Origin of the sequence: Flagellimonas oceani (genome assembly GCF_011068285.1) — a bacterium.
Classification (GTDB): Bacteria; Bacteroidota; Bacteroidia; order Flavobacteriales; family Flavobacteriaceae; genus Flagellimonas; species Flagellimonas oceani.
Genome location: NZ_CP049616.1, coordinates 2,631,858 through 2,658,312, shown reverse-complemented (window position 1 = coordinate 2,658,312; position 26,455 = coordinate 2,631,858). Strand labels below are relative to the sequence as shown.

26 protein-coding genes are annotated in these 26,455 nt (G+C 41.0%); 8 read left to right on the top strand and 18 right to left on the bottom strand.

The genetic code is table 11. The annotated features are described in order from the left end of the window. Positions 1–25 precede the first annotated feature (25 nt). The 11 genes from GVT53_RS12260 to GVT53_RS12210 form a co-directional block, all read right to left on the bottom strand. Positions 26–1,297, bottom strand: coding sequence for a multicopper oxidase family protein (locus tag GVT53_RS12260; protein WP_119648277.1), 1,272 nt, complete (start codon positions 1,295–1,297; stop codon positions 26–28). A 30-nt stretch (positions 1,298–1,327) separates the two neighbouring features. Next, positions 1,328–1,603 (bottom strand): DUF5676 family membrane protein, encoded by a 276-nt coding sequence (locus GVT53_RS12255; protein WP_119648278.1) that lies wholly within the window; start codon positions 1,601–1,603, stop codon positions 1,328–1,330. 73 nt (positions 1,604–1,676) lie between these two features. Beyond that, positions 1,677–2,123, bottom strand: coding sequence for a hypothetical protein (locus tag GVT53_RS12250; RefSeq protein ID WP_166248857.1), 447 nt, complete (start codon positions 2,121–2,123; stop codon positions 1,677–1,679). A gap of 66 nt (positions 2,124–2,189) precedes the next feature. Beyond that, positions 2,190–2,375 carry an SHOCT domain-containing protein gene (locus tag GVT53_RS12245; protein ID WP_240905225.1) on the bottom strand — a complete coding sequence of 62 codons (186 nt, stop codon included), beginning with the start codon at positions 2,373–2,375 and terminating at the stop codon, positions 2,190–2,192. A 67-nt stretch (positions 2,376–2,442) separates the two neighbouring features. Then, the gene (locus tag GVT53_RS12240; protein WP_119648281.1) at positions 2,443–2,652 is read right to left on the bottom strand and encodes an SHOCT domain-containing protein; all 210 of its coding nucleotides are present in this window, start codon (positions 2,650–2,652) and stop codon (positions 2,443–2,445) included. A 27-nt stretch (positions 2,653–2,679) separates the two neighbouring features. Further along, positions 2,680–2,895 (bottom strand): heavy-metal-associated domain-containing protein, encoded by a 216-nt coding sequence (locus GVT53_RS12235; RefSeq protein ID WP_166248855.1) that lies wholly within the window; start codon positions 2,893–2,895, stop codon positions 2,680–2,682. A gap of 16 nt (positions 2,896–2,911) precedes the next feature. Continuing rightward, positions 2,912–3,082, bottom strand: coding sequence for a hypothetical protein (locus GVT53_RS21070; RefSeq protein ID WP_240904998.1), 171 nt, complete (start codon positions 3,080–3,082; stop codon positions 2,912–2,914). Positions 3,083–3,233: 151 nt separating this feature from the next. Further along, the gene (locus GVT53_RS12225) at positions 3,234–3,737 is read right to left on the bottom strand and encodes a hypothetical protein (protein WP_309474613.1); all 504 of its coding nucleotides are present in this window, start codon (positions 3,735–3,737) and stop codon (positions 3,234–3,236) included. Between the two features lie 228 nt (positions 3,738–3,965). After that, positions 3,966–4,526 carry a helix-turn-helix domain-containing protein gene (locus tag GVT53_RS12220; protein WP_205791664.1) on the bottom strand — a complete coding sequence of 187 codons (561 nt, stop codon included), beginning with the start codon at positions 4,524–4,526 and terminating at the stop codon, positions 3,966–3,968. Positions 4,527–4,606: 80 nt separating this feature from the next. Then, entirely contained in the window at positions 4,607–5,188 is a 582-nt protein-coding gene (locus GVT53_RS12215) for a helix-turn-helix domain-containing protein (RefSeq protein WP_166248854.1), read from the bottom strand. Between the two features lie 179 nt (positions 5,189–5,367). Further along, a complete protein-coding gene (locus GVT53_RS12210; protein ID WP_094997502.1) occupies positions 5,368–5,787 on the bottom strand; it encodes an HYC_CC_PP family protein in 420 nt (139 codons plus the stop codon). Between the two features lie 421 nt (positions 5,788–6,208). Between GVT53_RS12210 and GVT53_RS12205 the strand changes: the two genes are divergently transcribed. Beyond that, positions 6,209–6,652 carry a QcrA and Rieske domain-containing protein gene (locus tag GVT53_RS12205; protein ID WP_094997503.1) on the top strand — a complete coding sequence of 148 codons (444 nt, stop codon included), beginning with the start codon at positions 6,209–6,211 and terminating at the stop codon, positions 6,650–6,652. A gap of 11 nt (positions 6,653–6,663) precedes the next feature. On the opposite strand, the gene GVT53_RS12200 is transcribed toward GVT53_RS12205, so the two are convergent. From GVT53_RS12200 to GVT53_RS12180, 5 genes are all read right to left on the bottom strand, one after another. Continuing rightward, positions 6,664–7,467, bottom strand: coding sequence for a DUF6503 family protein (locus tag GVT53_RS12200; RefSeq protein WP_166248853.1), 804 nt, complete (start codon positions 7,465–7,467; stop codon positions 6,664–6,666). Position 7,468: 1 nt separating this feature from the next. Then, positions 7,469–10,039: a spermidine synthase gene (locus GVT53_RS12195; RefSeq protein WP_166248852.1), complete on the bottom strand. Its 2,571-nt coding sequence runs from the start codon at positions 10,037–10,039 to the stop codon at positions 7,469–7,471. 97 nt (positions 10,040–10,136) lie between these two features. After that, positions 10,137–11,474, bottom strand: a complete 1,338-nt coding sequence (locus GVT53_RS12190) for a hypothetical protein (protein ID WP_094997506.1) — start codon at positions 11,472–11,474, stop codon at positions 10,137–10,139. Between the two features lie 19 nt (positions 11,475–11,493). After that, positions 11,494–14,757, bottom strand: coding sequence for a SusC/RagA family TonB-linked outer membrane protein (locus tag GVT53_RS12185; protein WP_166248851.1), 3,264 nt, complete (start codon positions 14,755–14,757; stop codon positions 11,494–11,496). Positions 14,758–14,861: 104 nt separating this feature from the next. Further along, the gene (locus GVT53_RS12180) at positions 14,862–16,013 is read right to left on the bottom strand and encodes a FecR family protein (RefSeq protein ID WP_166248850.1); all 1,152 of its coding nucleotides are present in this window, start codon (positions 16,011–16,013) and stop codon (positions 14,862–14,864) included. A gap of 115 nt (positions 16,014–16,128) precedes the next feature. Here GVT53_RS12180 and GVT53_RS12175 point away from each other — a divergent pair, with 115 nt between their 5' ends. Then, positions 16,129–16,713 carry an RNA polymerase sigma factor gene (locus GVT53_RS12175; RefSeq protein WP_166248849.1) on the top strand — a complete coding sequence of 195 codons (585 nt, stop codon included), beginning with the start codon at positions 16,129–16,131 and terminating at the stop codon, positions 16,711–16,713. A gap of 63 nt (positions 16,714–16,776) precedes the next feature. Here the strand turns inward: GVT53_RS12175 and GVT53_RS12170 are convergent, their stop codons facing one another. Beyond that, a complete protein-coding gene (locus GVT53_RS12170; RefSeq protein ID WP_166248848.1) occupies positions 16,777–19,011 on the bottom strand; it encodes a TonB-dependent receptor family protein in 2,235 nt (744 codons plus the stop codon). A 357-nt stretch (positions 19,012–19,368) separates the two neighbouring features. On the opposite strand from GVT53_RS12170, the gene GVT53_RS12165 reads away from it, so the two are divergent. From GVT53_RS12165 to GVT53_RS12155, 3 genes are all read left to right on the top strand, one after another. Next, a complete protein-coding gene (locus GVT53_RS12165; RefSeq protein ID WP_166248847.1) occupies positions 19,369–19,587 on the top strand; it encodes a heavy-metal-associated domain-containing protein in 219 nt (72 codons plus the stop codon). A gap of 28 nt (positions 19,588–19,615) precedes the next feature. Further along, the gene (locus GVT53_RS12160; protein ID WP_166248846.1) at positions 19,616–20,404 is read left to right on the top strand and encodes a M90 family metallopeptidase; all 789 of its coding nucleotides are present in this window, start codon (positions 19,616–19,618) and stop codon (positions 20,402–20,404) included. A gap of 782 nt (positions 20,405–21,186) precedes the next feature. After that, positions 21,187–22,002: a prohibitin family protein gene (locus GVT53_RS12155; protein WP_119648293.1), complete on the top strand. Its 816-nt coding sequence runs from the start codon at positions 21,187–21,189 to the stop codon at positions 22,000–22,002. 76 nt (positions 22,003–22,078) lie between these two features. Here GVT53_RS12155 and GVT53_RS12150 read toward each other — a convergent pair whose 3' ends face one another. Further along, entirely contained in the window at positions 22,079–23,326 is a 1,248-nt protein-coding gene (locus GVT53_RS12150) for a mechanosensitive ion channel family protein (protein ID WP_119648294.1), read from the bottom strand. An 832-nt stretch (positions 23,327–24,158) separates the two neighbouring features. Between GVT53_RS12150 and GVT53_RS12145 the strand changes: the two genes are divergently transcribed. The 3 genes from GVT53_RS12145 (at position 24,159) to GVT53_RS12135 (ending at position 26,440) form a co-directional block, all read left to right on the top strand. Then, positions 24,159–24,353: a hypothetical protein gene (locus tag GVT53_RS12145; RefSeq protein WP_119648610.1), complete on the top strand. Its 195-nt coding sequence runs from the start codon at positions 24,159–24,161 to the stop codon at positions 24,351–24,353. Positions 24,354–24,581: 228 nt separating this feature from the next. Then, positions 24,582–25,043 (top strand): universal stress protein, encoded by a 462-nt coding sequence (locus GVT53_RS12140; protein ID WP_119648295.1) that lies wholly within the window; start codon positions 24,582–24,584, stop codon positions 25,041–25,043. Positions 25,044–25,951: 908 nt separating this feature from the next. After that, the gene (locus tag GVT53_RS12135) at positions 25,952–26,440 is read left to right on the top strand and encodes a hypothetical protein (protein WP_119648296.1); all 489 of its coding nucleotides are present in this window, start codon (positions 25,952–25,954) and stop codon (positions 26,438–26,440) included. Positions 26,441–26,455: the final 15 nt, after the last annotated feature.

The window sequence follows — 26,455 nt, the reverse complement described above, 5'->3', positions numbered from 1 at the left end:
GATGATTTTTTTGGTTTATTAATAATTATTCGTCCAGGGCGATCTTGGGAAGCTTATCGTCCCCGAACAGCATCTTGTCCATATTCATTGGTTTGCCCATATCCATATCCATTCCTTCCATTCCCATGCCCTTGTTGAACATGGTGTTGCCACTGTGTTTGGTAATGATGAGTTCATCTTCGGGTAAGTCTTCGTATACCAATGCCAACAAATTTCCTCCAGGGTATAAGCCATTATTGGTCACTTTTCGCGTATCGTGGTCATGAAAGGTCCAGATACCCCTATTGTCCCCCTCAATAATGATATCGAAAGTTTTGCCGGGCGTCAACGGCACTGTGTTTCGTTTCCAAGGATGAGATAAAGGAATTCCGTCATCGGCCACCATCCAGAAGTCATGCCCGTGCAGGTGAAGGTTATGTATCTCTGCACCAGCATTGATAAGGCGTACCCGTATCTTTTCGCCCGATTTTATAAAAAGGTACGGGGTCTCGGGATACGACTTGCCGTTTACGGTGAACCAGTCTGCCTGTGGCAGGCTTGCCGGGGCCCTGCGGCTCAATGCATAGGGCGGCTCCCATCCGTTCTTGATGGATTCGGCAAACTGGTCGTGGTTATTGAACACGGCCCAGCGCTCCGGATCGAAGCGGCCTTCCTTCATAAGATAGTTACGTTCCTTCATACGGTCCAGCATCCGGTTCATCTCATTGCGGATGTAGTTGACGTCGTGCGCACCATATACCAAGGTATATTCCCGTTCGTACGGAAACTGTTTTTTAATAGGATCGTCTGGATCCTCTACGATTATGCTCCCGAACATCCCAGCCTGCATGTGCATGACCGTGCCCCAATGGCAGTGGTAAAAATGGGTGCCCACGGGTTTTGCCTCAAATTCGTAAATAAATTCGTTCTCCGGCATTACCGGCAGCTGGCTCACGTAGGGGACTCCGTCCATACGCCAGGGCACATAGATACCGTGCCAGTGTATGGTGTGGTTGATGCCGGTTTTGTTTTTGAATTTCACCCGTACTTTATCGCCATAGTCGACCCGTATCTCAGGGCCGGGAATCATATCGTTAAAGGCCAAGGTGTGGTATTTAAAACCCGGGGCGGGTTCGTGTACCTTGATATCGATGTAAAGTTCAAATTCTTTCCATTCGCCATTTTTTTTAAAGGGTAGGGGTTGTGTTAAGCGTTGTTTGTTGGCCTCCTTGGCACTTTCGGCCAAGAGATTGCCGGGAAAAAACAGCATGCCCGCCGTAGATACGGCACCCGTTGCCAAAAAATTTCTTCTGTCCATAATTTTAGAGTCTTTAATAATTTTAAGGTTTTATTTGGCTTTAAGTTGTGCATTATAAAAAGCGGCGATCAGGGCACCCGTGAGCCAGGCAATGATAAAGGTCTGGACAATGCCAATAAGTGCCTCCCAAATTGGCACGTCTACCCGTATTATACTGGTGGTGTCCAAGCCGTGCAACAGGCTGTTGAAAAAGGTTATGCTTCCTTCTTGTCCTGCTGTGGCCAAAACGATCATGCAGCCAGCGTAGAGGATTGCAGCGGTCAGCCCCATGGCAAAACCGAATTTTTTTACATTGATACGATTCATGATTCTTGTTTTAATGTTTTTAGTTGCTGTTCATTTTTAAATGCAATACTTTGCGTTAAAACCAAAGTCGGGGTCAATGGTTGCGCTCAAGGCTCTTTTTGTATTCCATTTTATTGTGCATAGCTTTTTCCAATTCCTCATGCTCCAAAGTGTGGTCACAAAAGGTGTCGCTCAAAAGGCTGTCATTGGCAATGACCGGCATAAAATGGTGGGTGGTCAGTAGCATAAGGTCAGGATATCTAGTGATCATATCGCTCAATTTGTTCGCAAGTATGGTATCCTTAGCCGCCTCTTTTACGAGTTCGTCCACCATCATTCCCATGGCATGGTCGTTATCCATCATCTTGGCAATGTATTTTTTGCCCAGATCGTGGTCTTCGACCATCAAGGTCAAAACCTCCTCTTGTTGTGACGGGTCCTTAAGCATATCCTTTACAGCACTTTCCTGTTTTTGTGCACAGGCCGATAATGTGAAAACGGCCAAAACAATTCCTACTGTTTTTTTGATTTTTGTTTTCATTTTGATTCATTTTAAGTGTTACTAATTGTAGCTACTTCCTAGTGTCAAGTCAAAACTGAAATGACACTATTTGGATTTTAGAATCCTTTTTGTTTCCTCAAATTCCTCTTTTGTAATTTCCCCATTGGCAAATCTTTTTTTGAGAATTGCGAGAGGGTCTTCCTTCTTTGATTTTCGGTAAGGGATGTCGTATGGCACAAAGAATATCCATATTAAAAGAATGAACCATATGATCCACCATACGAAGTGCATACCGCCCCAGTGTCCGTCGAAAAAATGCATAGTTTTAGGTTTAAAGGTTAATAGTTGTTTGTCTTTCCTATTTTAAAAGTTTCTTTGATCGCTCATATTCCTCCTTGGAAATCTCGCCCTTGGCAAACCGGATTTTGAGCATTGTGGCCGGATCGTCTTCTATGGTTTCTGTGTAAGTTGTACTGGAAGGTGCAAAAAATATCCAGCCTAAGGCCACGATCCAAATGGCCCACCAGATAAGGTGCATGCCCCAAAAAAATCCATCTTTGTAAAACATGTTCTAAATTTTAAGGTTCGTATTATTTTAAATGATCTCTGTAATGGTATAGCCGTCAAGTTTATTGAGTTGCCCTTGCAGTTCTTCGACCGTAAGCTTCTTGTTCATGCTGATGATCGTCTTTCCTTTCGGGCTTAAAAAGATTTCGGCCTTCTCTATGGCCGGGTGCGCTTCCAAGGTTTTTCTTACCCTTGTGACACAGCCGCCACAGCTTATTCCGTTTATTTGATATTTATGTTTCATTTGTTTCTATTTATTTCTAATGGTGCCGATGCCCTTTGTGTTCTTCTTCTTCAGTACCTGCTATCGATTCTGCCTTACGGTGTTCATGATCGGCACCTCCATGGCCGGCGTGGCCTTGACTGCCGCTCTTATGCCCGCCATGCCTGCCATGACCCCCGTGCGGTATTAAAAGATGTACTGCAAACATTAGAAGGATAAAGGCAAAAATTCCATTGTAGCCTGTGATACCCAGTGCCGGGGCGAAAAAAATTAACAGTAACGGAATACCGCAACCGATGACCATCCATATCCAATGTCCTTTCATGATTTCTATTTATTAGTGTTAAATGTTATATTCTTTAATGATGATCGCCATGGCTTTGGCTTTTGCTCAATTCGAGTTCGCCTTGTTCCCTGGCTTCTAATTCACTTTCTTCTATCATTTTTTTGCACGACTCCATACAATCTTCACTCATCATTCCGTTTTCGTGCATCATTTGCATCATTGAATTCATTGTTTCCGGACTTTTCATCATTCTGTCCATCATTGCGTGCATCACAGGTTGATCGCCCATCATGTTTTTCATTATCATGCTGTCTTTCATCATCATCTGCATTCCGCCACCCTGCATCATATGGCCCATCATCTTTTGGTTGCCCTGCATCATCTGCATGGCATGGTCGTTGGTTTGCATATTGTCCATGAATTGGGTCATATAGCTGTGATTACTGGCAATTGCATCAAAGAGTTCCGTTCTCGTTTGTGAATTTTCAAGCATTGCATTAGGATCTGTTTTCTGTTCGCAACTGGATAGACTTATTAAGCCCATTGCCAATAAAATAATTGTTATCGTTCTCATCATATTTGATTTTTAATTGCTACTTATTTTCGTCAATTCTATTTTTCCATTCCCTAAACTTAAAGTTGAGGGAATTTTGCTATTATTGTGTTACATAAGAAAGAGGAAGAGTTATATTTTTCCCACATTCTTTGTATTAATGTTCGTGCCTAAAAAGAGCCTCAAACCTAGCTGACGGCGAGGTAGGGTTTGAACCAAAAAGGCTTTTATTCGAACAATTTTTACCATGGACTACAAATTCTCTAGATATTTAATTCGTTTCTTTTTCCGTTTTTTATAATAAGATGGGGCGAACCCCGTAACGTTTTTAAACTGGTTCGACAAATGTGAGACGCTACTGTAGGACAGCTTATAGGATATTTCCGTTAGATTCAATTCATCATACAGCAACAGTTGTTTGACCCGCTCAATTTTGTTTAAAATAATGTACTGCTGAATGGTGATTCCCTTTACTTCGGAAAATGTATTTGCCAAATAGGTATAGTCATAACCCAGTTTTTCGCTGATGTAATCCGAGTTGTTTACCTTGGGCAATTCATCGGAATAATGGACCATTTCAATAATTAAGGCCTTAATCTTTTCAACCATGATCCTCCGCTTATCTTCAAGCAGTTCCAGACCGCAGGCCTTCAGGTTTTTACGTAGCTGATCTCTTTGGAAATCAGTGATATTCCCAAGGATTTCGATGGATCCAAGGTCTACGTTGACATAACGCAGGCCCAGCTTTCGCAGTTCTTGCTCTACCACCATCTTACAGCGCAAACTCACCATATGTTTGATGTATATAAACATTTTGTTTTCATATTAAATTAGTGTCGTTGATAAAAGTAGCTGTTACCATAAGCCTTTGTCTGCATAATTTTCGTTCTTCCTTATATAATTTCGTCAAGGAAGCTCCGTTTCCAGATTTGGCTGTTCTTATAATCCGTCATGCTTACTCCGGTAACGTTCTTGAACTGACTGGACAAATGGTTCACGCTACTGTAATCGAGTAGATAGGCTATGTCTGAGAACGCATGCTGTTGCAACTGTATGAGCTCTTTGACCCTTTCGACCTTCAGTTTTATAAAGTACTTTTCAATCGTGACGTTCTCTTTTTTGGAGAAAACCTTGCTCAACATCTTATAATCCCGATGTAGTTCCGCTGCCAAATGTTCTGAAGTCTTTTCCTTAATATGTAAAGGAAGGTCTGTTACAAGTTCGATTAAGGTGATCTTGATATTCTCAACGATCATTTCCTCCTCGTTCTTGGCGATTTCAAATCCGTTGGAATGAAGCACCTCCGCTATTTTCAAATCGATTTTTTTATCAATTTCAGTAGTGATACGGACTGATAGTTTGCCCAGTTCAAGGGAAAGCACTTCTACACCGATTTCTTCAAGGTCCTGCTTTATGACCTTAAGGCACCGACTGCAGACCATATTCTTGATCCAGTATTCTCTCTGAGAATCCATACTTTAGGGTTTATTAAATGTTCTAATTGCTTGTGTCCATAAGGACTCATTATTATTTGGTATTTTGACCAATTGGAGCGAGTGTCGTTGGAATAAAGGGTACGACATTAGAGGGCAGAACGCGATGTCGGCCAACAAGAAGTACAGATTATTGGATCAATAATCTGTTTGAAAAAAAATCAAATAAGGAAAGTTTCATGAAGCACAAGAGTGTCCTTCTCTATCCATGGCGGATCATAATTTACAAAGGGAACGATGTTTTTATCTAGCCCTTCAAATCGATTTATATAGGTGTAAAAAAAGCTATGTAAGAAAACATAGTTTTCGATGCTGAATTCCGCGGTAACCTTTTTAACGTTGTCATCACCGGCCTTGCTAAATGTTTCATTCCTGCAACAATCCTCGGCTCCTACAGAACACTCCTTGGAAGGACTTTCGCTTTTTTGAACTTTATCATCACAAGATTTTGCCTTACCAAATACGGCAATATCCACTAATTTGTTACAACAGAAATGCATATCAGCGCTAAAGGATGTGGTCGCAAAAAGTATTGCGAACGTCAAACCGATGGATACTATTTTACGTAAAAAGCGCTTCATACTCTAAAATTAGCAAAAAACCGTTTGGGTTTTAAAATTACCTGTCAATTTAAAAAATATATAATAATCTCATTTTTATATAGTTACACTCAATTTAAATGACATTATTTTTCAAAAGTAACGTAAGTGATCAAACACAAACATGACGATCGTCATGTTTGTAAAAAAAGTTGAATGTAGCAACTCGAATAAAAGCTATTCTTGTTCTTTACTAAACACAATCAGCATAGTACTAAAAAAAATTGTTGACGCTTGCGGGTATAGGACAGTATAAATCGGATGCGTTCAAACACTCAATTAGACCCCCTTGTAGAGAAATTATTGATTTTACTATCTTCTATAATATGCGCTGAAGACTACATATTTGTTCTTTGCATACGATTTTTTAGCAAAAGACGTTTATTTTTAAAAAGTCTTTGTTATGGAAAGAAAACAATTTTTACGAAGTTTGGGTGCCGGTGCCGCGTTTGCCATTGTTTTTCCGTGTGTTCAAGGCTGTTCCAAAGATGGTAACGGAGACGTTTCCCCAGAGGATATGAGACCGATACCTACCGGAATCGATTTTACGATAGACCTTAGCTCCAACGAGGGTAATGGCTTACAGAACAACGGCGATTATATTTTGAAGGACTATGTGGTCGTAGTTAAAAATTTAGAAGGTAATTTTGTGGCGGCCAGTCAGATATGCAGCCATCAACAGACCGAGGAAGTTAGGTTTGTGGAGAACGACGGCGGTATTTACTATTGTTCTACCCATGGCGCACGCTTTGACCAAACCGGAAAGCCCTTGAACAGTATTACGAGCAACCCTTTAAAAATATTCCAGACTGAACTTACGGGAAACCTACTTCGGGTCTTTGAATGAATTAGACTGAGCTAAGGTTTGGGTATCGTTTTGATTTTCACATTTTTCAATTGAATGAGTGAGAGTTCTTCCAGTTGGTCATTTTCAAAAGCCTTCTCGATTTCATCAAAATCAATGCCGTCTTTTATTTTAGGTTGTAGGTTACGGTAATCCTGTATTACGACCCCATTAACGTTGCGCTGGTTGTAAGCTTCCCGAAACCGCATTCCCCCTTTGCCGGTAAAGTATTTATAGGCGAGGTAGTCCATACTATAATCCTTGACATCGAACCAATAGAGGAACACATCCTCAAAATCATCGCCACCGCCCTCTTGCTTAAAAGTAATACGGATTTTATAGTACTCCTTACCTTTTATCACGCTTCTACCTTGGTCTTCTACAATGACCGCGGGGTCTTTGAGCCATAATGGAAGAAATGCAAAGTACATCACTGAATTTACCGAATTGGTATAGGCTTTCTCTCTTTTTTCGGTAAGGCTTATCAAGGTATCGGCCACATAGCGGACCAGCCCCTTATTGGTATAGACATCCCGTATTTCCGTGCCATCGCCTTTCTTGCCGATTCTTGTGTATTCAAATCGCCCTTGGTTTCTTTTGTATGTATACTGGTAATCCCTAAAATCAAATGAAGCCTTTGCATTTTTCAATTTTTCGGTTCCCGAAACCGCTATGGCCTTATCGATGATATCTTGTTGCGCAAAGGAAAGACTAAAAGATAGTATGGATATGATTATTGGAATCGAAAAAAAGAATGGTTTGTTGCTTACTTGTTTCATATAGTCCTTGATCGGTCCAGTTGTTTTTTGGTAATTCATTTTATTTCTTGTTTGTTTGTATTCCCTTATTTTTTTCATTAATAGCTTTGGTCTCCGTATGTAAAAAGTCCGGAGCCAAGAACTGTATCTGTTCCCGTATTTTTTTTGCCTTATCTTCTTCCCCGGTACTGACATATCGCAAATAACGATGGTAAAGCGCCCCCACTTTTACAAATCGAATTTCTTCCTCTGCCAAGTTGGAAAGATAGGGGTCTTTCCCAGCAGGAAGATTAGTATTTAATAAGGTCAACAAATCATCCAACTCCTTGCCTGTAATATAGCTTGCACTGCCCGAATTGGCTTGTTGCGATAGAATAGGTGCCTTAAATTCAATAGACCTTCTGTCATCGGTATTCAGTTCAACACCCGACAACCGATTTCTAATGGCCTCCAAGTTACCTAGATAAAAAAGACCGGCCATGTGGTTGTTTTCCGGGTCAATTTGCTTACCCACTACATGGACAATATTTTTGCGTAAGGTATTATCGTTAAGCTGTGAGCCTGCTTCCTGGCCAACGAGTACGATACTGGCCCGGTCCGTGGAAAAATCGGCCCGCCAGAGTGTCACTTGTGGATAAACGGCTGCAAATGTAGCGGCAATGGTATTGAAGTTCTCAGGTGTAAGCTGGTATAGCGGTAACCATTGCGCAAAGATGCCACCGGGCGATAATCGCTTTTTAACTTGTTCAAAATGCTCAAGGGTGTAAAGACTTCCCGTACCCGCATGCCACGGGGTAAAAAGGTCTCCGATAATAACGTCGAATTTCTTATTGGCGCCCAGAAGAAAGTTTCTGGCATCGTCAGCTACTATATTCGCCCGTTTATCTTTGAAAAGTCCATTGGTCCAAGGTGAAAAATAACGTTTTGCCGCAATAACCACGTTGGACACCAGTTCAACGGCTACTACATTTTCTACATCATGGTTAAACGCCGCACCTGCCGTGATGCCGGTCCCCAGTCCCAAAAACGCCACATTTTTTGGTGCTGGATGTATCATAAGCGGAACATGGGCCTGCATTTGCTCGACCAAAAACGATTTCGAATCCCCGAGCACATAAAAATTATCTAATCGCATCTCTAAATTTCCCGCCAATTGTATTATAGAGACGACACCGTCGCTTGATTGCCAATAATCCAGTACTTTTTCTCCTGTTTTCAATTGTACAAGAGGTGGGTTTTTCAACACGAATATTCCGAAAATCAATGCAACTGGTAATAAAAGTTGAATAATTTTCTTTTTTCCGGATGCTGGGAAAACAATCAATAGAGCTAAGATGCCATACAGAACAGCAATGATTTTTATACTATTCCAGAGGCCGACCAAATCAAGTAGAACAAAACCTGCCACTACCGGTCCCACAAAGCCGCCCAACGAATTGTAGAGTACTAATTTGCCCGCGATTATCCCAGATGGCATTTGGATTGTAGGGGCCGCTTTCAACAGAAAGGGAAACACGGCACCTAAAATAATAGTTGGAGGCATAATTACTATTAGGCTTAGTTTAAAGACGGACAATATATATGTAAGCCAAGATGCGTTCACTGCAAGGTACTCAAGTCCGTTTGTCACAGTACTGAATACCGTTGGAGATATTCCTATCAAAATTGCGGCCGAGGCCAACAATAAGATCAAAAGTTTTGTTGACGGCGCCCTTAGCCTTACCAGCACATGGGATAAAATACCGCCAAGCCCTAGGGATAAAAGGAACACTACCAATATTGCAGCGAACGAATAGACCGAATTTTGTAAAACTTGGGCGAACATTTTAGTCCATAAGGTTTCGGCCGCTAGTGCCAAGGCCCCGGAAAAAAAGGCGACCGTGATGAATTGGCCATAACCCAATTCGGATGTAGCGTAAGTGGATTTTTCGTGCTTTTCAGGCCAATCGAAGGCTTCAAGAGCAGCTGGGTGGGGAGTCTTATAAAAGCGGTCGATAACAAGCGCCAGAACCCCTACGGAAAGAGCCAGGGCCATGGCAAAGCCATAGGTTGCACTGACCCCGTACCTAGCTAACAAATAAAACGCGGCAGCAAAAGCACCTAGAGCGGCCCCTAAGGTATTTACGGCATACAAAATCGTTCCACGTCTTGAAAGGTCAATTCGATTTTTCCCGATGTACTGTGCCAAAACGGGAAAGGTGCCTCCCATTAAAAATGAAGGAAAAAAAAGTAATGAAATACCAAATACAAACTTGATGACTAAGAGAACGCTTCTTGAAACCCCTAAAAAAGATACGATATCAGAATAGTACTTTTCATAGAAATGGAGGCCAGGAATCAACAAGAGTGCCGTTACGGCAATACCTAGCTCCATAAAGCCATATAAGCGAAGTGGCCGTTTAAAACGGGCGGAAGCCTTGCCAAAAAACCGTCCCCCAAGGGCCAATCCGAGAAAAAAAGCGGATAATGTTGCAGCCGTTGCATACGCCGCATTCCCGAACACAAGTCCCAGCCGGTACATCCAAATCACTTGGAATATAAGGCCAGCGGTGCCGGACAACAAAAACAAGGCACATAAGAAAATGAAGCTTCCAGAACGTTCAAATTTTGGAATCGCTAACAGGTTTTTCATAAAAAATGTAATTGACAACTTTGCCTTCAGCAAACTTAAAAAGAAAAGAGGCCCTAAAAAGCCTCCTCTCTTTTTTGTATGACATTTTCAAATATGTTCAATCCAAACAGCCAACATAATTGGGGTTGTTCGATTCTGACTGTGGGACTAGAAATTTAAGATTGGGATTATATTCCCCTCCCTTGAAATAAGGCCCCCATGGAAACACACTTGAGGGCATCATATCATAAACATCCACAAGTCTTCTTAGGTCTCCCAGTCGATGACCGGTACTGAACAACCAAAAGGCACGTTCTGAAAAATGGGCCAGCAACAGGTCTTCGCCACTAATTCCTGAGAGGTCTAACTCTGATAGACCCATTGCGGCCCTAAGTTCATTATGTATATTCTCGACGGTTTGGGCATCATCTGCACTAGCGGCCGCCTCGGCTTCGATCAACCTTGCTTCTATTCCTGAGGCCAAGGCCACGGGTACACTGGAGGAATTGAATTTGAGTTGGTTGTAATACAGGGTAATATCATCTTGTCCAAATTCCGTGCCCCCGTCCCAAGGTGTCCGGGGATCCATAGCGGAGCGGTACATTAGACCATTGCCGCCTTTGCCATCTGCTATAGAAAACTGACGGCGAACAGTGGTCATTATATAAATACCGTTCTCTTGTCTACGACTGTTGTCTGATTGTTCAATATTGTAAACAAAATCTGATGGAACAGCAGATACTTCGCCAGCCGCGGCATCAATTTGTCCTAGGCCCAAAAGGGAGCGGGCCTTGCCTAACCGCCCCAGGTTGGCCAATTTATCGTTGCTGCCGGCGTTGGTGATGGCTTGGTCAAACCATTCGACCGCAGCATTAAACATTTGCTCAGTAGTCAAAGGCTCGCCATAGATCAATTCACCTCCGTCGGCAGGTGCCTTGCTAAAGGGAACCCCACCGCAAAAGGTTTCTGCGAACATGACATAGGCATACCCAACGATACTTTGCATCTCGCTTTCCACTTCTGGATTTCCGCCGAAATTGGCAAGAAGGTCTATAGTAGTTTCGGCCCCGGTTCGTGATCTGTGCAGGTTACCATAAATTGTATTTATGTCACCGTTAATATCTTGAAGGTTTCGGGTATCAGCCTCACGTCTAGTGGGGAAGGTTCCAGAATAACTATACTCATCAGCCATAAGGCCGCTCATAACGATTAGGCCCGTGGTAGCCCCATGGCCTGCTGCGGAACCGCTCATGGCCACGGCAAGATCTCCCAAAGAACCCGCGCGTAGGGTTTGTATACCGGCTTCGCTATTAAGTGATTCCGGTGTAACAATATCAGGATCTGTAACTTCTACCACCGAATCGCAAGAAATACTCAACGATGTAAGTACAACCAAAACAACGACATTAAAGATCAATCTGGAATAGTTGTTTTTTATTTTCAGTAATGTTCTCATTTTCTTAGATTTTTTTATATTAAAAAGATAGGTTTAGCCTTGCTTTCCAAGAACGCACGGGTGGTTGACTGAGAAATTCCTCAGTAGTAAAATTGGCTTGCCCCTCAGAACTTATTTCCGGATCAAGTCCCGTGTAGTCGGTCCATACACCCAAGTTTTGCCCGGAAAGCGTCAGGCTTATACGATCAAAACCAAATTGACTCGAAAAGGTGACAGGCGCATTATAGGTCAACGAAATTTCACGTAGCCTCCAAAACGAAGCATCTTCAATATAACCAGCATTAGTGCCCAAAAATTTTGATGCAACGGCCCTTGCCTGATCGGCAAGCGAGGCATTGGGATCGTTCAGTTCTTGGTTGTTACTATTCCCGTTTCGCCAAGAACCGGTGTTGTTATAAAGTTTTTGACCACCCCTGTAGTTTAGGAGTCCTCTTAGCACAAATTGATTTTCGAAAAAACTAAGTGTTGGGGTAAATGAAATATCGGTAGTGGCAAACGGCGTACCTAAGTACCCTACTTCCCCAACTTGTATCTCATCCTGCCCAATGAAACCATCGCCATTGGCATCGTTAAAAGTATAGGTTTCATCCCAGTAACCGCCAAGGGGAAAGCCTTCAACGTGACGTTGTTGACCAAAAATGACCGGTTGTATGCCCTCACCCAATTCTATCAATTCATTATCTATGAACGAACCCACAAAATCTACCCCAAAGAAAAACTTATCGGTTTCGATGATTCTTGTATTCAATCCAATTTCAATACCCGAGTTTTTAACGGAACCCAAATTTTCAAAGCGCCCTTCGCCCACGCCGAGCGATAAGGGCAATTGCCTAAATATAAGAGCATCTTCGGTACGTTTATTAAAATAGGTCATTTCAAAGCCAATTTTTTCGGACAATAGTTTCGCATCAAAGCCGAACTCAACTTCCGTTGACCGCTCTGGGGTTAAGTCGGAGTTTCCAACGCTGCCAATAGTGACCCCGGTAACACTTTGTCCGTCCAGTGTAGCGGCTATGGGATTGAAAAACCTCAGCGCATCATTGGTGCCCGGTTGTACCCCCGAGGCTCCCCAGGCTCCCCTAAGCCGTAACGAGCTTATGCCATATTTGTCGGAATCATTGAAAAATTCTTCTTCCGAAATCAGCCAAGAAGCACTCACTTTGGGGTAAAATACCGAATTGAACGAGGCACCAAAAGAACTCCCGCGATCGGCCCGTACGGCACCTGTCACGAACAATTTGTCATTAAAACCGATCTGTTCCTCCACAAAGACCCCTACGGTACGCGACTCGATGGTCTGTTCGTTACTTTGTGTTACTGCTGCCCCCGCAATAGAATTACTACCCGCAACCAACTGAAGACCGGTTGCGAAGGTGCCTTGCGAAAGATTCTGTAAATATTGGAATCCAAGGGAAGTTCTGGAATTTATGCCCTCCCAAAGATCTGTTTTGTAAGAACCTACGGCATCCAAAGTATAGACAAAATCGTTGAACCTATTAGAGAACCGGGCACCTTCGTCGTAGTTTAGAAAATCAGGGGCTTCACCCGTGGGGAAAAACTGACTGTCCCAACGGGATGTAAAATCTAGGCCTCCGGAGGCTCTTAGGTTCAATTTTTCAGAGGGTTGCCAAATGAGTTCAAGACCACTGGTAAAACGATTGATTATTTGCCGGGTGTCTATGGTAAACAGTTCATCGGGTGTAAATTCACCCCAACCGTTGTTGACATCTATGGTCGATGTACCATTTAGGCCCTGACTCATTAATGCGAGGGCAAAATTATCGTTCAAGGGAAGTTCCAGATTACTGTTGGTGTAGCCCGTGGTCAAATTTACCTTAAGGTCATCAGTAATCTTGGCTCCGAAATTTCCCCGGAAATTCGTTCTTTTTATGTTATTGACGGGCAACACGCCTTCACCGTCGGTAAGACTTCCCGAAAGGAAATAGGTGAGTACTTCCGAACCTCCCGATACGCTCAACCCACCGCCATAAGACTGTCCGGTTCTAAAAGGCGAGGTACGCGGGTCGTTCAAGGGCTGAAAAGAATTGACCGTACTGTGGACAAAAGTGCCTTCGGCCGCTTCAAAGTTGAAACCGGGATTGCCTGCTGCGTCAAGTGCCTGATAGTTTTTGGGATAGGTTGTTACATCTTCTACCAAACCGCTCTCGAAAAATGCAGACCATCTTGGTTCTCCTTGTTTACCTTTTTTAGTGGTAATACGAATTACACCGTTGGCCGCAATAGATCCGTATAATGTTGCCGCGGAAGGACCCTTGATGATTTCGATAGACTCAATATCCTCTGGGTTGATATCATTTAAACGGGAAGGGGATTGCCCACCTGTTTCAAAAGAGATTGAATTTGCCTCGTTATTAATCAAAATACCATCAACATAAATTACTGGTTCGTTGGAAAGGGATGCACTGTTCGAACCCCTGATCCTAATGCGCGAGCCCATGCCTGTAGAACCTCCACTACTTGAAATCTGAACGCCGGTCGCCTGGCCCTGAAGTAGGTCCGAGACATTGCTTATCGGCCGCTGCTTTACGTCATCGGCAACGTTGAGATTCGCAATGGAATTTCCCATCTCAACCTTACGGCGCGCACCGGTTGCGGTAACGATTACTTCGTTCAAATCCATTGAACTTTGCATCATGGCAACGTTAATTACGTCTGCTTGTTTTACACTGATTTCACGTGAGGAAAAGCCAATATAGGAGAACACAAGAATATCGCCCTCAGAAGCTTCTATTTCATATTCCCCATCAAAATTGGTGGAAACCCCCTTAGTGGAGCCCTTGATGACAATACTCACTCCACCTAAGGGAATATTGTCTTGATCGGTTACCGTGCCAGTTACCGTCATAGTTTGATCCGGAACCTTTGGAGGATTGGATGAGGCCGGACTTGTACCGGAATTCAACGTTTTGCCGTTTTCAACCAACACGATAAGTTTTCTTCTAATTTCAAAAGAAACATTGGTTTCCTTTAGAACTATTCCCATCAGTTCATCTATCTTGACTTTGTCGACGTTTACGGAAATACGTTTATTGATGTCTAAAGTGGAATTCTTATAAAGAATGTTGAAATCGGTCGTTTTCTCTATTTCTTCAAATACGGAGGCTATCGTAGCATCCTTCATGTTCATAGAAATATTGGATTTCTGGGAATACGTGTTATTTGCCTGAAGTTGAAAAAAGGCAACCAAAAGAAACAACATGGTAATTTTCATTTTCAGGTCTATTTTAATCGTAAAATACCTTTTACATAGTGTGTTTTTCATACTTTTGAGAGAGTTTAGAAATTGGTCAAATAGTTTTTAAATTCGTTTGGAATCATGGGATTGTTCCAGCAATCCCTGATTCTTTTAAGGTTCACTCCATACGCTTAGTTTTTAAGGTTAATTTTAATGTTATTGTTTTCAATGTTGTAGTCAAAACTTTTAATCCGTTGAAAAGCCTGTAGTATTTCCTCAATGGTTTCCGTTTTAAACCTTCCTGTATAACTTTCTTTGCTTACCTGCATATCCTTTATCTCGATTTTTACATCATAGTGCCTTTCAAGTTTTTTTGCGATATGATAAAAGTCTTCGTTCTTGAACAACAATATGCCATTTTTCCAAGCAATGTAACTGCTGACATCTATATTAGCAGTGGCTAGTTCATCATCGGAATAGGAATAGGAAGCCAGCTGATTCGGTTTTAGGATTACATCTCCCGAACCAATAGAATTATTCCGACCGACTGACAGACTACCTTCAACAAGTACCACTTGAATATGTTCGTCATCTCGGTAACTGGAAATATTAAATTCCGTCCCTAGGACCTTTGCATCAAGAAGCTGTGTGCTGACCGTAAATGGCCTTAAAGAATCTGAAGCAACGGTAAAGTAAGCTTCCCCTCTAAGAACAACATTCCTTGGGCCTTCGTCGTAAAATACCACTGGGTATGTAATTGAGGAACCCGAATTAAGGTATACTTCCGTACCATCGGATAGTACCAACTGAAACTTTTTCCCATAAGGTACATCCAAGGTGTTGAACACCAACCGATTCACCTTTTTTTGGTTCGATGCTACTTTTTTATAGGTAATTTTAGTGCCTTCTTGCTCTACCACATAGGCATTTGTAGTAGACACTATTCCGGTTGCCTTGTCATTTAAGGTTTCCTTTTTAGACCCATCTTCAAAAGTAATCGTGGCTTCTTTTTCAAGAATTACTTCAGGACTACGTTGCTCGTAAGCATAAATACCTAACATAAGAACGCCGACAAAAATCGCGGCGTACCTGAGTAGTAAGTTCCTTTTTTTGACCTTGCCTGCGACGAGTCTAGCTTGATTGAAGGCCGATGTCAGATTTTTCTTTAGGTGTTCCGTACTTTCTTCTTCTCCAGCCCCGGTTATTAGATGATGGAGTTCCACTTCTTCCTGAAAGCTAGATTTATTTTTATCGACCCATTTGGCCAAAATATCAATCTCATCCAAAGTTGCCGTATTGGCCAAAAATTTGTGTATGATAATTTCTATTTTCTTGTTTTTCATCGATGATTTTTAGGAAAGTCCCAATTCATATTATGTAAACGATTGAACTATACAATACCCTTGCTTTTTATTGTCAATAATCTATAATTATTGATTTTTTTTGTTAAAATAGCCTATGAATTCAAATAACTTGGATGAAAAAATTAAGGTTGAAGCAATCCAAAAAGGGGATAGGAAGGCTTTCAAAACAGTCATTGAGTCCTATTATAATGAAATCTACTGGTATGCAAAAAGTTTAAGCCGTAACGAAGCTTTGGCAAAAGATTTGGTGCAGGAAGCATTTTTCAAACTATGGAAGAAAAGGGATAATATAAAAAAGGGAACTATCTTAAAGGGATGGCTCTACAAGTCTGTCCGAAACAATTTTTTGGACCATGTAAAAAAGTATAAGAAAGAAACTTATTTTTTCGAGACTACCTATGCCGAAACTTTGGACCATGTAATTGAAAGGGAATATCAAGAAGACTTAAAACATAAGGTGGAACTAGTTGAAAAAGAGATCGAACAGCTTCCCAAGAAGTGCAACCAAGTATTTAAGTTAAGTAAGAAAGAAGGTCTAACCAATACTGAGATTGCGGAACATTTGGGTATCTCCATCAAAACGGTCGAAGGACATCTTACCAAAGCCCTCAAAATTTTAAGGGAAAAATTAAAAGAAAAAATTCAAGTGCTGTTTTTAATTCTTGGCCATGTGAGGTAAAAAGGACAAATGTCCTTACATCGGTTTTCAATTGACATGGTCTAAAAATTATGATTCTTCCTTTTAAAGGCCATAGGTTATTGAAAAATTAACCCCGAATGGATGCCCAGGCCGTAGTCCGGCAGGAACCCTTGAAACCGCATAGGTGGTGTCAAACAAGTTAATGATATTGAAGGAAAAGGTAAAATGACTATTGTAGAAATAGCGGCCCGACATGTCAACGACAAAATTGGAATCCACCCTTAAATTTGTGGGAATGGTCCCTGTTCCTGCTTGTGTCCTGAATGCATCGATATAGCGTGCACCCATGTCAATGCCAAACTTTTCATGCCCCAGGCCAAGGTTCAAATTGAACTGGTTCTTGGCGATATAGGGTATCTCATCACCCACCGAGACTTCCCCGAATATAGCGTTGGCACTGTCAAATGAACTAAGAAACTCGGTATCGGTCAAGGTATAGTTAAACGTTAACGGTAAGCGGACCTTTTCCGAGCTGTTATTCAAAAGGTTATAGTTCAACGATACTTCTACACCGCTGACCCTTACCTCGCCAGCGTTGAATTGGTCCAAGCTGCCCGTACCACCTGTAGCCGCAAGGTCGCTCCCCAACAAGTTTTGATAGTCGTTATAGTAGCCTACCACTTCGCCTTGAATTCCATGATAATTGAAACGGGTACCCAATTCATAATTTATACTGCTTTCCGCATGTTGGCCTTCGGTATTGCCGGGAGGGGAAAACCCTTTGTGCACCCCGCCAAAAACGGAAAGATTTTCGGTAAAGGTATAATTTGCCCCAATTCCCGGAATCCAAACATCCACTTGGTTCTCACGTTCGGAAAGGTCCGTACCCGATCTCGTTGCATCGTTGGTACCGTAATTTATCCTGCCCAACGTAATATTCTCGTACCGAATACCCGGGGTCAATGTAAACCTGCCCAAATTTAGTTTGTACAAGGTATGCGCAGCAATTGCCTTTGCGTTGCCGATACGGTTTGCATCCGCCCCTTTGATGCCGACCGTTGTGCGTATTAGTTCATTGTTCTGAAAACCATACCTGTCTACCCATTGAAACCTATCCTCCTCATCCTCATGGTAGCGAATACCCAGCTCCAGGCTTTGTAACCAGTCAGCGCCCCATCGCAACCGGGCAATGGACTTTATTCCTTGGGAGGTATACCTCCTGTTATTCGCTTTTATGCCGAACACATCTTCCGGGGTATCCGTGTTTCCCAACAAGGCATTGTATTCCATGGCATAGGTTTCCGGATCTGTGAGCACATTGTTTATTCCAACGCGCTCCCCAAGATTTACATCGTCCAATTTGTACCAGTTGCGTTTAAACTTGTTCACATATCCCGTGGTGGTAATGGACAGGGCCTGGGAAAGTTTAAGAAAATGTGTTAATTGGTATTGTTGGTGTTCCGCGTCCATCACATCTTCCGAGGATGCCCTGTATCTGCGGTACGGGTTTTCATTGAAATCGGCATCGGTCAACCCTAAATAGGTTTCATTGGCCCTTTCTTCGGAAAATTGGATTTTAAAGAGAAGGGATTGATAGACTTTGGCACCTTCATCGGTATTCATTCGAAACTTTGCCAAATAGTCCGATTTATCAAAACCCGTATTTCCCCTTCCGTCAATATTTTTAAAACCGTCTGAATTGTAGTTATAGTATTCGCTTACGAATCCGAAGTTCTTAAAACTATCGCCTATTACGATCTGTGTATTTTTTGAATTGAAGTTACCGGCCGATAAGGTCGCTCTTCCCGTAAACCGGTCCGGTATCCGGGTAGAGATCATGTTGATGGCGCCACCCGTAGTATTTGGCCCGTACTGGACCTGACTACTTCCCTTCAATACTTCCACGGCCTGCATCCTTCCGATGGTGGGGAAATAATATGCGGCAGGGGCACTGTAGGGGGCAGGCGCTATAAGCACCCCATCTTCCATAAGATTGATTTTTGCACTACGTTCTGGGGAGGTACCCCTCAAACTGATATTGGGCCGTAATCCAAAACCGTCCTCCTCGTATATGTTGACCCCGGGTACGTTTCTCAATATCCTGTTAATATCGTTATAACTGAATTTTTGGAGTTCTTTCGCCGATATATAATTTGCGGAACCCGTTCTGTTCATGGCTTCAAATTTACTCCCTAGAATTGCACTTCCATTGACTATGACCTCGTTTAGGATTTCCGTTTTCAGGGCAGTTGAATCTTTGCCATCATTGCTTTCCTGGGATAACCCTAAATTCGCCGTCAGGAGCATTGTTGAAAATACAGTTAAAAGCCATCGCATATTATACTTATTTAGATTGAATAAAAATAAAGTGCAAACGTAGGATAATTTTTGGTTTGGCGCAATCTTATTGAGAAAGATTCTAAATAATTTTTTAGTTTTATAATTACTATTAAGTTTATTGCTTTATCCATTTTGGAACTGTCAAAAAAACCGAAATGGGTATATGTCAGAATCTGTTTTGAGCATTCATATATAATATCATCGGAATTCCTATACTAGCAGGAGTTTTAGCCTGTTGATGGATTTTTAGCTGATGATTGCGAGAGTAGCAATGGCATTCAGTAGTGTATCGTTTGTAGAGAACAGCTTACGGCTAAAATGAGTAAAACTTTAATAAGAATAAGTTCAAACACGATGAAAACTTTAAAATTTAAAACAAATATCAATTGTGGTGAATGTGCATCTAAGGCAACACCTTTTATAAACAAGCAAGACGGGATTGAAAATTGGGAAGTGGATACCGCTAATCCCGATAAAACCCTGACAGTGGAAAGCAATGGAGCATTCGAAGAGGAGGTAAATACTACGCTCCAAAATATTGGATTTAAGGCGGAAAGTGTAAATTCAAATTAATGCTGTTTTGTAAACTACTCCGCCAATCATGATTTACACCATAATCTTTGGACTACTTCTTGTGCTTGCCGTTTATTATTTTTCCGGAATAGGAAAAAAAAAGGTAAAGCCCTTCCCAAATCATTGGCATCCGTTGCTGATGGATCATGTACTCTTTTACCGGAAACTTCCCAAAAGTGAACAGGCAGTTTTTCAACAACGAATGATGCAGTTCTTAAGCGAGGTATATATTGATGGGGTACAACTGGAATTAGAAGAACTGGACAAAATATTGATTGCCGCAAGTGCCGTGATTCCGGTTTTTGGTTTTGAGGAATGGCACTATACCAATTTGAGCGGTATACTTCTATATCCTGATTATTTCAACGAAGATTTGGAATTCGATAGTAAGGGACAATTACGAAATATTGGGGGACTGGTCGGTAGCGGCAGGTTCGAAAAACAGATGATTCTATCAAAAAAAGCGTTATACCATGGCTTTGCCAATACCACTGATAAAAGCAACACCGGGATTCACGAATTTGTACACCTCATAGATAAAATAGACGATGTGACCGATGGAGTGCCAGAACGGTTATTGAAACATCAATATACAATCCCGTGGCTAAAGTTGATCCACAAGGAAATGGAAGCCATAAACGATAACCATTCCGATATCCGAAAGTATGGCGGAACCAACGAAGCCGAGTTTTTTGCCGTGGCTTCCGAATACTTTTTTGAACGGCCCGATTTACTAAAAAAGAAACATCCGGAACTGTATAAAATGCTGGTGGAATGTTTTAGGCAGGAACCTGCTAGTGGGAACAATTACGGCTAATGAAGAGACAAAAAGTAGTCTATGTGCCAAAATCGAAAATATTATGGGTACACGCTTAAATCTTTGAAGATTGTATTGCTAATATCATTTGTCGCGAATTTTATTGGTTACTTGAATCCAATGAGAAGTAGCATACCTTATGGTTCTGTAAAGGGTATATCGACACAACTATCGAAAGAGACCACAAATGGGATAGTCCTAGAAAACCGCACACAGTTTTTCGGTATACTTCTTTCTTCTTCGCCTATCTTTAATTTACTGATTTCCGCACATTTATAAGCGCGAAAAATGGATATCTATTGGAGTTTTGCAACGGCCATGTTCGTTTTATTTGACCTTAAAATCGCAATCAATAGTTCATATAAATTTGATGCAATCACTAAATATATATCCATATATAAGGCTTAGTGCTTAAAGGCTGTTTTGAAACGTGTGAATTATGTAATGTTTATCAATATTTATGTACCAAACTCTTTATGGTTCTTTTGCACCTTTGACTAAAGTTATCTAAATAGATATTAAGTACAATAATATTTGAAAAGAACAATTTGGTTCACAAGATAATTAAAAGTCAAGAAATTCTTTCAGACCGATATTTGATAATGCAAACTCACAAATGGTATGGATAGGAAAATTAAAGGAAAAAGGGCAAAGCGTAATGCAAAAAATAGAGCGGGATACACATAAAAAAACTGTTCGCCCCATAACCTAAGCATTAAGAGTTTAAGGAATCGATTGCGTTTAAAAACGAAAAATTTAGTACTAATTCAAAACAAAAGATTATGGACAAATTACCTAAAATGGCCTTACCCGCAATAATCATATTTATTATACTGGTTATTGTAATAGCAAAATCCGCAGTGACAATCGGTTCGGGAGAGTCCGGTGTATTATACAAAACTTTTGGTGGAGGCGTTGTGACCGACGAACCACCCTTGGGCGAGGGCTTTCATATCGTAGCACCTTGGAACAAAGTTTTCATATATGAGGTAAGACAGCAGGAAGTTTTTGAAAAAATGCAGGTACTATCTTCCAACGGATTGGAAATAAAACTGGACGCCTCCGCATGGTTTGAACCAAAACGGGAATTTTTGGGAAAGCTACACCAAGAAAAAGGCTCGGAATACATTCAACGGGTACTATTACCTACGATTCGATCGGCGGCAAGAAGCGTTGTGGGGCGGTATACCCCGGAGCAATTGTACTCCAGTAAGCGAGATGCGATACAGGCCGAGATCTATGAAGAAACCAAAAAGATCGTTGACGGACAGTACATTCAACTCAATGAGATATTGGTAAGGGATGTCACTTTGCCAGTTACCATAAAGGAAGCTATAGAGCGTAAGCTAAAACAAGAGCAAGAGTCGTTGGAATACGAGTTTCGTTTGGTTACAGCTAGAAAAGAAGCTGAAAAAGTAACCATTGAAGCACAGGGAAAGGCGGATGCGAACAGAATTTTAAGTGCTTCATTGACAGATAAGATATTGCGGGACAAGGGTATCGACGCAACATTGGAACTAGCGAAGTCACCTAACTCTAAAGCAGTCATTGTTGGCAGTGGCGATTCCGGATTACCATTGATATTGGGAAGTAATTGATTTTGTTTAGTGTGATAAATCAAAAAGTTCAGACGAACCCAATCATAAATGGAGCAGGAACTAAAAAGCTCTTGATTTATTTTTCCCCACCCAAAGAAGTTGGCAGCTCAAAAACCTTTAATTCGAAATAAGGCAAGGCGGCCAAAAGATGATCGAAAATATCGGACATGACATATTCGTAATTTTCCCACCGCTTGTCGGCACTAAAAGCATAAATTTCCAAAGGAATGCCCTGTGGTGTCGGTTCCAGTTGTCGGACCATCAAGGTCATGGTCTTGTTGATTGCGGAGTGTTTTTCAAGATATGAAGAAACATATTTACGAAATACCCCAAAATTTGTCAGGTTCCTGCCGTTTATATTCAAAGACTTATCTACATCCTGCTGAGTATTATATGCGTTGATTTCGCTGGTTCGGGTATTTAGGTATTCGGCAATCAATTGTACTCTCTTGAGTTCGGTCAAATCTTCATCTGAAAGAAAACGAACACTTTTTTGACTGATTGTCATTGCCCGTTTGATTCGTCTTCCACCGGAAACCTGCATGCCCCTCCAATTTTTAAATGAATCTGAAATCATAGCGTAGGTCGGGATCGTTGTGATAGTCTTGTCGAAATTTTGCACCTTTACCGTGGCCAAGTTAATTTCGATAACATCGCCATCCGCTCCGTATTTATCGAAAGTAATCCAATCGCCGATACCTACCATATCGTTTATACTGACCTGTATACTTGCGACGAGCCCTAAAATGGAATCTTTGAATATTAATAGGATTATTGCGGAGCCCGCACCGAGGGCGGTAAAAAATTTCCAAATTTCAACACCGGTAATTATAGCGAAAACGGCCATTACACCAACGATCCAAGCAAAAATCATGAAGACTTGAATATAACTATCAATCGGTTTATCGTGAAACCTTGGCTTGGTTTTCAAGTAATCGGTCGTACTCCTGAACAATCTTTTGACCAAAGCGAGTGCCAACAAGACGAACAGAATGTGGAGTATTTTCAATACTAGAACACCGACGTAATCAAATCCGATAAATGCCATCGGGACAAACTTGAACAAGAGTATCAACGGGAAAATATGAGCCACATAGCTTGGTACCCTGTGCGCCACCAGAAAATCATCCAAGTTGGTCTTCGATTTTCGCGCTATTCGAACCGACAGTGCTCGCAGCACCTTCAAGATAATAAGGTCGAGCAACCATACAAAAAGCAGGATTCCCACTAGCCAAATAATCAAATTGAGGTATAAGGCGAGATTTTCGCTCATACCGGTCTTTAAAAAATATTTATACAGTATGCGAAATAGTCCGTCTTTCATGTCCTAAAATTAGTAAGCGTTATGGGTAGAAGAATTTGCAAAGATACGGCTAACTTGACTCTTTCCTCAGTTTACGGGAGCTTATTACTATCCTTATCTATAGCTCAACCGGAAAGTGAATTGCTTACCATATCGTAAACGATGTGCTGTTTGGTGGCATCACCTTGCTAGAAAACGTCATATTTATTCTGTATACTTTCCCAGCGTTCGCTTCATTAATATTTATCGATAAGTATAATGACCAAATTGCCTTTGGTAAAATGTTACTTCAAAGGCGGTTGATTTCCGTTTCAGTCAAACAATATTTATAGAACATGATAGTTGTGTTGGACTTCAATTTCGGACCTTCTTTTAGGCAGATGAATTTAAAACTATCTAAGTGAAAATTTGATATCCAAGGATTTTAGTTGTTTAAGACGACGTTCTTACAAACAGAACAGTAAAAATGAAAATTTTCTCCCACCTGATATATCTAAAAACCTGTGAAATGTGTAAGCTTTACGAAAGTTCTTATAAAAATATCTTTGATGGTTTATTTACCTTTAAACTTCGGTTTTAGACGTTTTATGCATACAGTAAGAATCAAAATCTTTTCTTCGTCCAATTTTATGATAAAGGCAGTTCCCCTCAAACTCGATTAGTGTCGCCTTCAACATTTTTAGCCGAAAAGTGCGATAATTCAATGGGCTGTTCTTTTTTGGTCAATTGTCAAAATCATTAGGAAAGTAAAAATAAATAACTACTGATTTTGAAATCTACATTTCTAAAATTGGTTTAATAAGTGATAAATCATAGGATAACAAAGAAATTTTCGAATTTAAAACAAGAACGTATGGAACATGATATAGAACATAGGGATCAATTGGCGAGATTACATGATCGGCACAAAAGATTTTCACTGAAGGTTTACGACCATCATACCGCCAATGAAGAAGAAAAAAAGGTAAAAGCACATAAAAAATGTAAGAAAGCCTCGGAAGAATTGGAGGCTATGAAGACTAAGCTGCTTACTAAAAAAGGAGAATAGATCTAGTAGAAGGGTCTAAATAGAACGAAGATGTTTTATTGAAAAAAGAATAAAAACTAGAGTAAGAATTCAAGGCTTGGGAGAAAAGGCAGACGAACATGCCAAAAGACCCAAGAAAAGTTTTTGGAGCATTATCCTAATTTTACAATTCGTAATTAGATGTATTCTATTTTTTTATGAACAAAAGGGGCCAGTTTTTCTGGTCTCTTTTCAATAAATTAATGAAGAATGAAAAAAATATGTATTGCGCTGGACTATAATCCGTCCGCAGAAAAAGTAGCTGAAACAGGTTATGACTATGCCAAAGCACTGGGAGCTCAAACTACATTGGTACATGTAATAACCGATGCTACCTATTATGACATTGATTATTCACCCATAATGGGTTATACGAGTGCTTTTGCCAAGAACAATTTGGAAGTGGTTGACGAACTGGTTCATGGTGCCGAGAATTTTCTATCGGCCTCGGCCCAACATTTGGGAAGCGGGGACATCAAGACCGAGGTGTTGAAAGGCGAAACCGCAGACGCCATTCTGGACTACTGCGTAAAAAATAAAATTGAACTTTTGGTTATGGGAACGCATAGCCATGGAGTACTTGAAAATGTACTGATGGGCAATACGGCGGTCACGGTCGTTCGGCATGCCAAAATTCCTATTTTAATTGTACCTACAAAAAATATAAAATAAGAAATCAGCATCAAAGCTAAATAACTATTGTAGGCCAGTCTCGAAACCCTTCATCTCGAGAAGACCAAAGAATGGATTGAACAAGTCCGCCCTTAGTAAGAAGCGTTCAGCATTTTAAGCGATTTCGTAGATTGTAAATAGCCCACAACAATCTTTAAGACTAGTTAAACAAAGGTTTATAACCTATAATGATTTCATTCTATGATGGAATTCCCTTCCTTTCTGGAATATCGAGGAAAAAAATAGTGCGTTTACCTCGAATAACAAGATGGCGGATGAAACGGTTTGGGTGTGGTTTATGAAGTAGTTATTTCTCAAATATAGGCTCAATTAGTTATCAATATTTTTTAGCACACTTTCGCCATTATCCAAAATGCTGAGCTCTTTTCCAAGACTCGCCCCATTTTCTTCATATTATCACCAACCAACGGTATCGCTAAATTCCTAAGTACTTGCCAATATACGAATATTGACTGAAGGGTCTAGATTGGGGAAAGTTTCCGGAAGGGGCTTACGTAAAAGACACTGCGTAATATCGATAAAACTTCTAATTAGAAATATTATTTCTAGAAATTGGCAAAACATTTTCTAGTGAAGAGATTTGACTATAAGAACTGTTAGAATATATTAATGAGGAGGGACAGGGACGTGTTTATCCAAGTTCCTAGGCGGAAGTTTAAAACCCTTCGCCTTCAAGCCTGACCGAGTGGGCAAGCTGCGCTGGCCCGCATTCGGCCGTCTTTCCGGCTACGGTTTTTAAACATCCTCGGCACCGCGCATAAAAGCATGGAGGCGCAGAAAAAGCGCTCCATGCATTTATCTTGCCTACGCACAATTAATTTCGAAAATTCTTGTTTAAAATATGTAATCCTTAGTGATATATTTGTAATAACCCAAGGCCAATTCCAATGAAAACAAATATTTTCATCTTTCTTGCATTCCCGATGCTGCTATTTCTTTCGTGCAATAGCGACGACGACAGTGTTGCAGAATCGGATAGGAAGCAAGCTTTGTTCGGCCAGTGGGAATATGAGGCTATCGATTCCAATACCGCCGTAGACATAAATGGCGACGGTACGGTAAATATAGATTTATATAATACCAATGAAATCCGCCAATGCTTAAAGGACAACCTTACTTTTTTTAGTGATGGTCCCGCTGACGAAGGAAAAGATTCCTACACTATAAACGAAAACGGATTAAGCTGTGGTGATGTAGCTGCCTTTGCCAATGTTGAAAAAGACCAATACGAATTAATCAATAATGAAATTCTTCGTTTCGATAATAAAGATGATATGACCATCATCGAGTTTAGCCAAAACAGGTTAGTCCTAGAGCAAGACGACTTTTTAGACAATCAAGATGTTGTCATAACGTATACTTTTAAAAGAAGCTAGAAAATGGTTTGCATT

What these genes read in the sequence shown, in the direction of transcription:
- GVT53_RS12235 (WP_166248855.1), bottom strand. Translation starts at nt 2,895, where the DNA reads ATGAAACATAAATATCAAATAAACGGAATAAGCTGTGGCGGCTGTGTC.
- GVT53_RS12140 (WP_119648295.1), top strand. Translation starts at nt 24,582, where the DNA reads ATGAAAAAAATATGTATTGCGCTGGACTATAATCCGTCCGCAGAAAAA.
- GVT53_RS12185 (WP_166248851.1), bottom strand. Translation starts at nt 14,757, where the DNA reads ATGAAAAACACACTATGTAAAAGGTATTTTACGATTAAAATAGACCTG.
- GVT53_RS12190 (WP_094997506.1), bottom strand. Translation starts at nt 11,474, where the DNA reads ATGAGAACATTACTGAAAATAAAAAACAACTATTCCAGATTGATCTTT.
- GVT53_RS12260 (WP_119648277.1), bottom strand. Translation starts at nt 1,297, where the DNA reads ATGGACAGAAGAAATTTTTTGGCAACGGGTGCCGTATCTACGGCGGGC.
- GVT53_RS12250 (WP_166248857.1), bottom strand. Translation starts at nt 2,123, where the DNA reads ATGAAAACAAAAATCAAAAAAACAGTAGGAATTGTTTTGGCCGTTTTC.
- GVT53_RS12215 (WP_166248854.1), bottom strand. Translation starts at nt 5,188, where the DNA reads ATGGATTCTCAGAGAGAATACTGGATCAAGAATATGGTCTGCAGTCGG.
- GVT53_RS12240 (WP_119648281.1), bottom strand. Translation starts at nt 2,652, where the DNA reads ATGTTTTACAAAGATGGATTTTTTTGGGGCATGCACCTTATCTGGTGG.
- GVT53_RS12160 (WP_166248846.1), top strand. Translation starts at nt 19,616, where the DNA reads ATGATTTACACCATAATCTTTGGACTACTTCTTGTGCTTGCCGTTTAT.
- GVT53_RS12210 (WP_094997502.1), bottom strand. Translation starts at nt 5,787, where the DNA reads ATGAAGCGCTTTTTACGTAAAATAGTATCCATCGGTTTGACGTTCGCA.
- GVT53_RS21070 (WP_240904998.1), bottom strand. Translation starts at nt 3,082, where the DNA reads ATGTTTGCAGTACATCTTTTAATACCGCACGGGGGTCATGGCAGGCAT.
- GVT53_RS12255 (WP_119648278.1), bottom strand. Translation starts at nt 1,603, where the DNA reads ATGAATCGTATCAATGTAAAAAAATTCGGTTTTGCCATGGGGCTGACC.
- GVT53_RS12145 (WP_119648610.1), top strand. Translation starts at nt 24,159, where the DNA reads ATGGAACATGATATAGAACATAGGGATCAATTGGCGAGATTACATGAT.
- GVT53_RS12195 (WP_166248852.1), bottom strand. Translation starts at nt 10,039, where the DNA reads ATGAAAAACCTGTTAGCGATTCCAAAATTTGAACGTTCTGGAAGCTTC.
- GVT53_RS12245 (WP_240905225.1), bottom strand. Translation starts at nt 2,375, where the DNA reads ATGCACTTCGTATGGTGGATCATATGGTTCATTCTTTTAATATGGATA.
- GVT53_RS12170 (WP_166248848.1), bottom strand. Translation starts at nt 19,011, where the DNA reads ATGCGATGGCTTTTAACTGTATTTTCAACAATGCTCCTGACGGCGAAT.
- GVT53_RS12180 (WP_166248850.1), bottom strand. Translation starts at nt 16,013, where the DNA reads ATGAAAAACAAGAAAATAGAAATTATCATACACAAATTTTTGGCCAAT.
- GVT53_RS12155 (WP_119648293.1), top strand. Translation starts at nt 21,187, where the DNA reads ATGGACAAATTACCTAAAATGGCCTTACCCGCAATAATCATATTTATT.
- GVT53_RS12225 (WP_309474613.1), bottom strand. Translation starts at nt 3,737, where the DNA reads ATGATGAGAACGATAACAATTATTTTATTGGCAATGGGCTTAATAAGT.
- GVT53_RS12135 (WP_119648296.1), top strand. Translation starts at nt 25,952, where the DNA reads ATGAAAACAAATATTTTCATCTTTCTTGCATTCCCGATGCTGCTATTT.
- GVT53_RS12150 (WP_119648294.1), bottom strand. Translation starts at nt 23,326, where the DNA reads ATGAAAGACGGACTATTTCGCATACTGTATAAATATTTTTTAAAGACC.
- GVT53_RS12200 (WP_166248853.1), bottom strand. Translation starts at nt 7,467, where the DNA reads ATGAATTACCAAAAAACAACTGGACCGATCAAGGACTATATGAAACAA.
- GVT53_RS12220 (WP_205791664.1), bottom strand. Translation starts at nt 4,526, where the DNA reads ATGTTTATATACATCAAACATATGGTGAGTTTGCGCTGTAAGATGGTG.
- GVT53_RS12175 (WP_166248849.1), top strand. Translation starts at nt 16,129, where the DNA reads ATGAATTCAAATAACTTGGATGAAAAAATTAAGGTTGAAGCAATCCAA.
- GVT53_RS12205 (WP_094997503.1), top strand. Translation starts at nt 6,209, where the DNA reads ATGGAAAGAAAACAATTTTTACGAAGTTTGGGTGCCGGTGCCGCGTTT.
- GVT53_RS12165 (WP_166248847.1), top strand. Translation starts at nt 19,369, where the DNA reads ATGAAAACTTTAAAATTTAAAACAAATATCAATTGTGGTGAATGTGCA.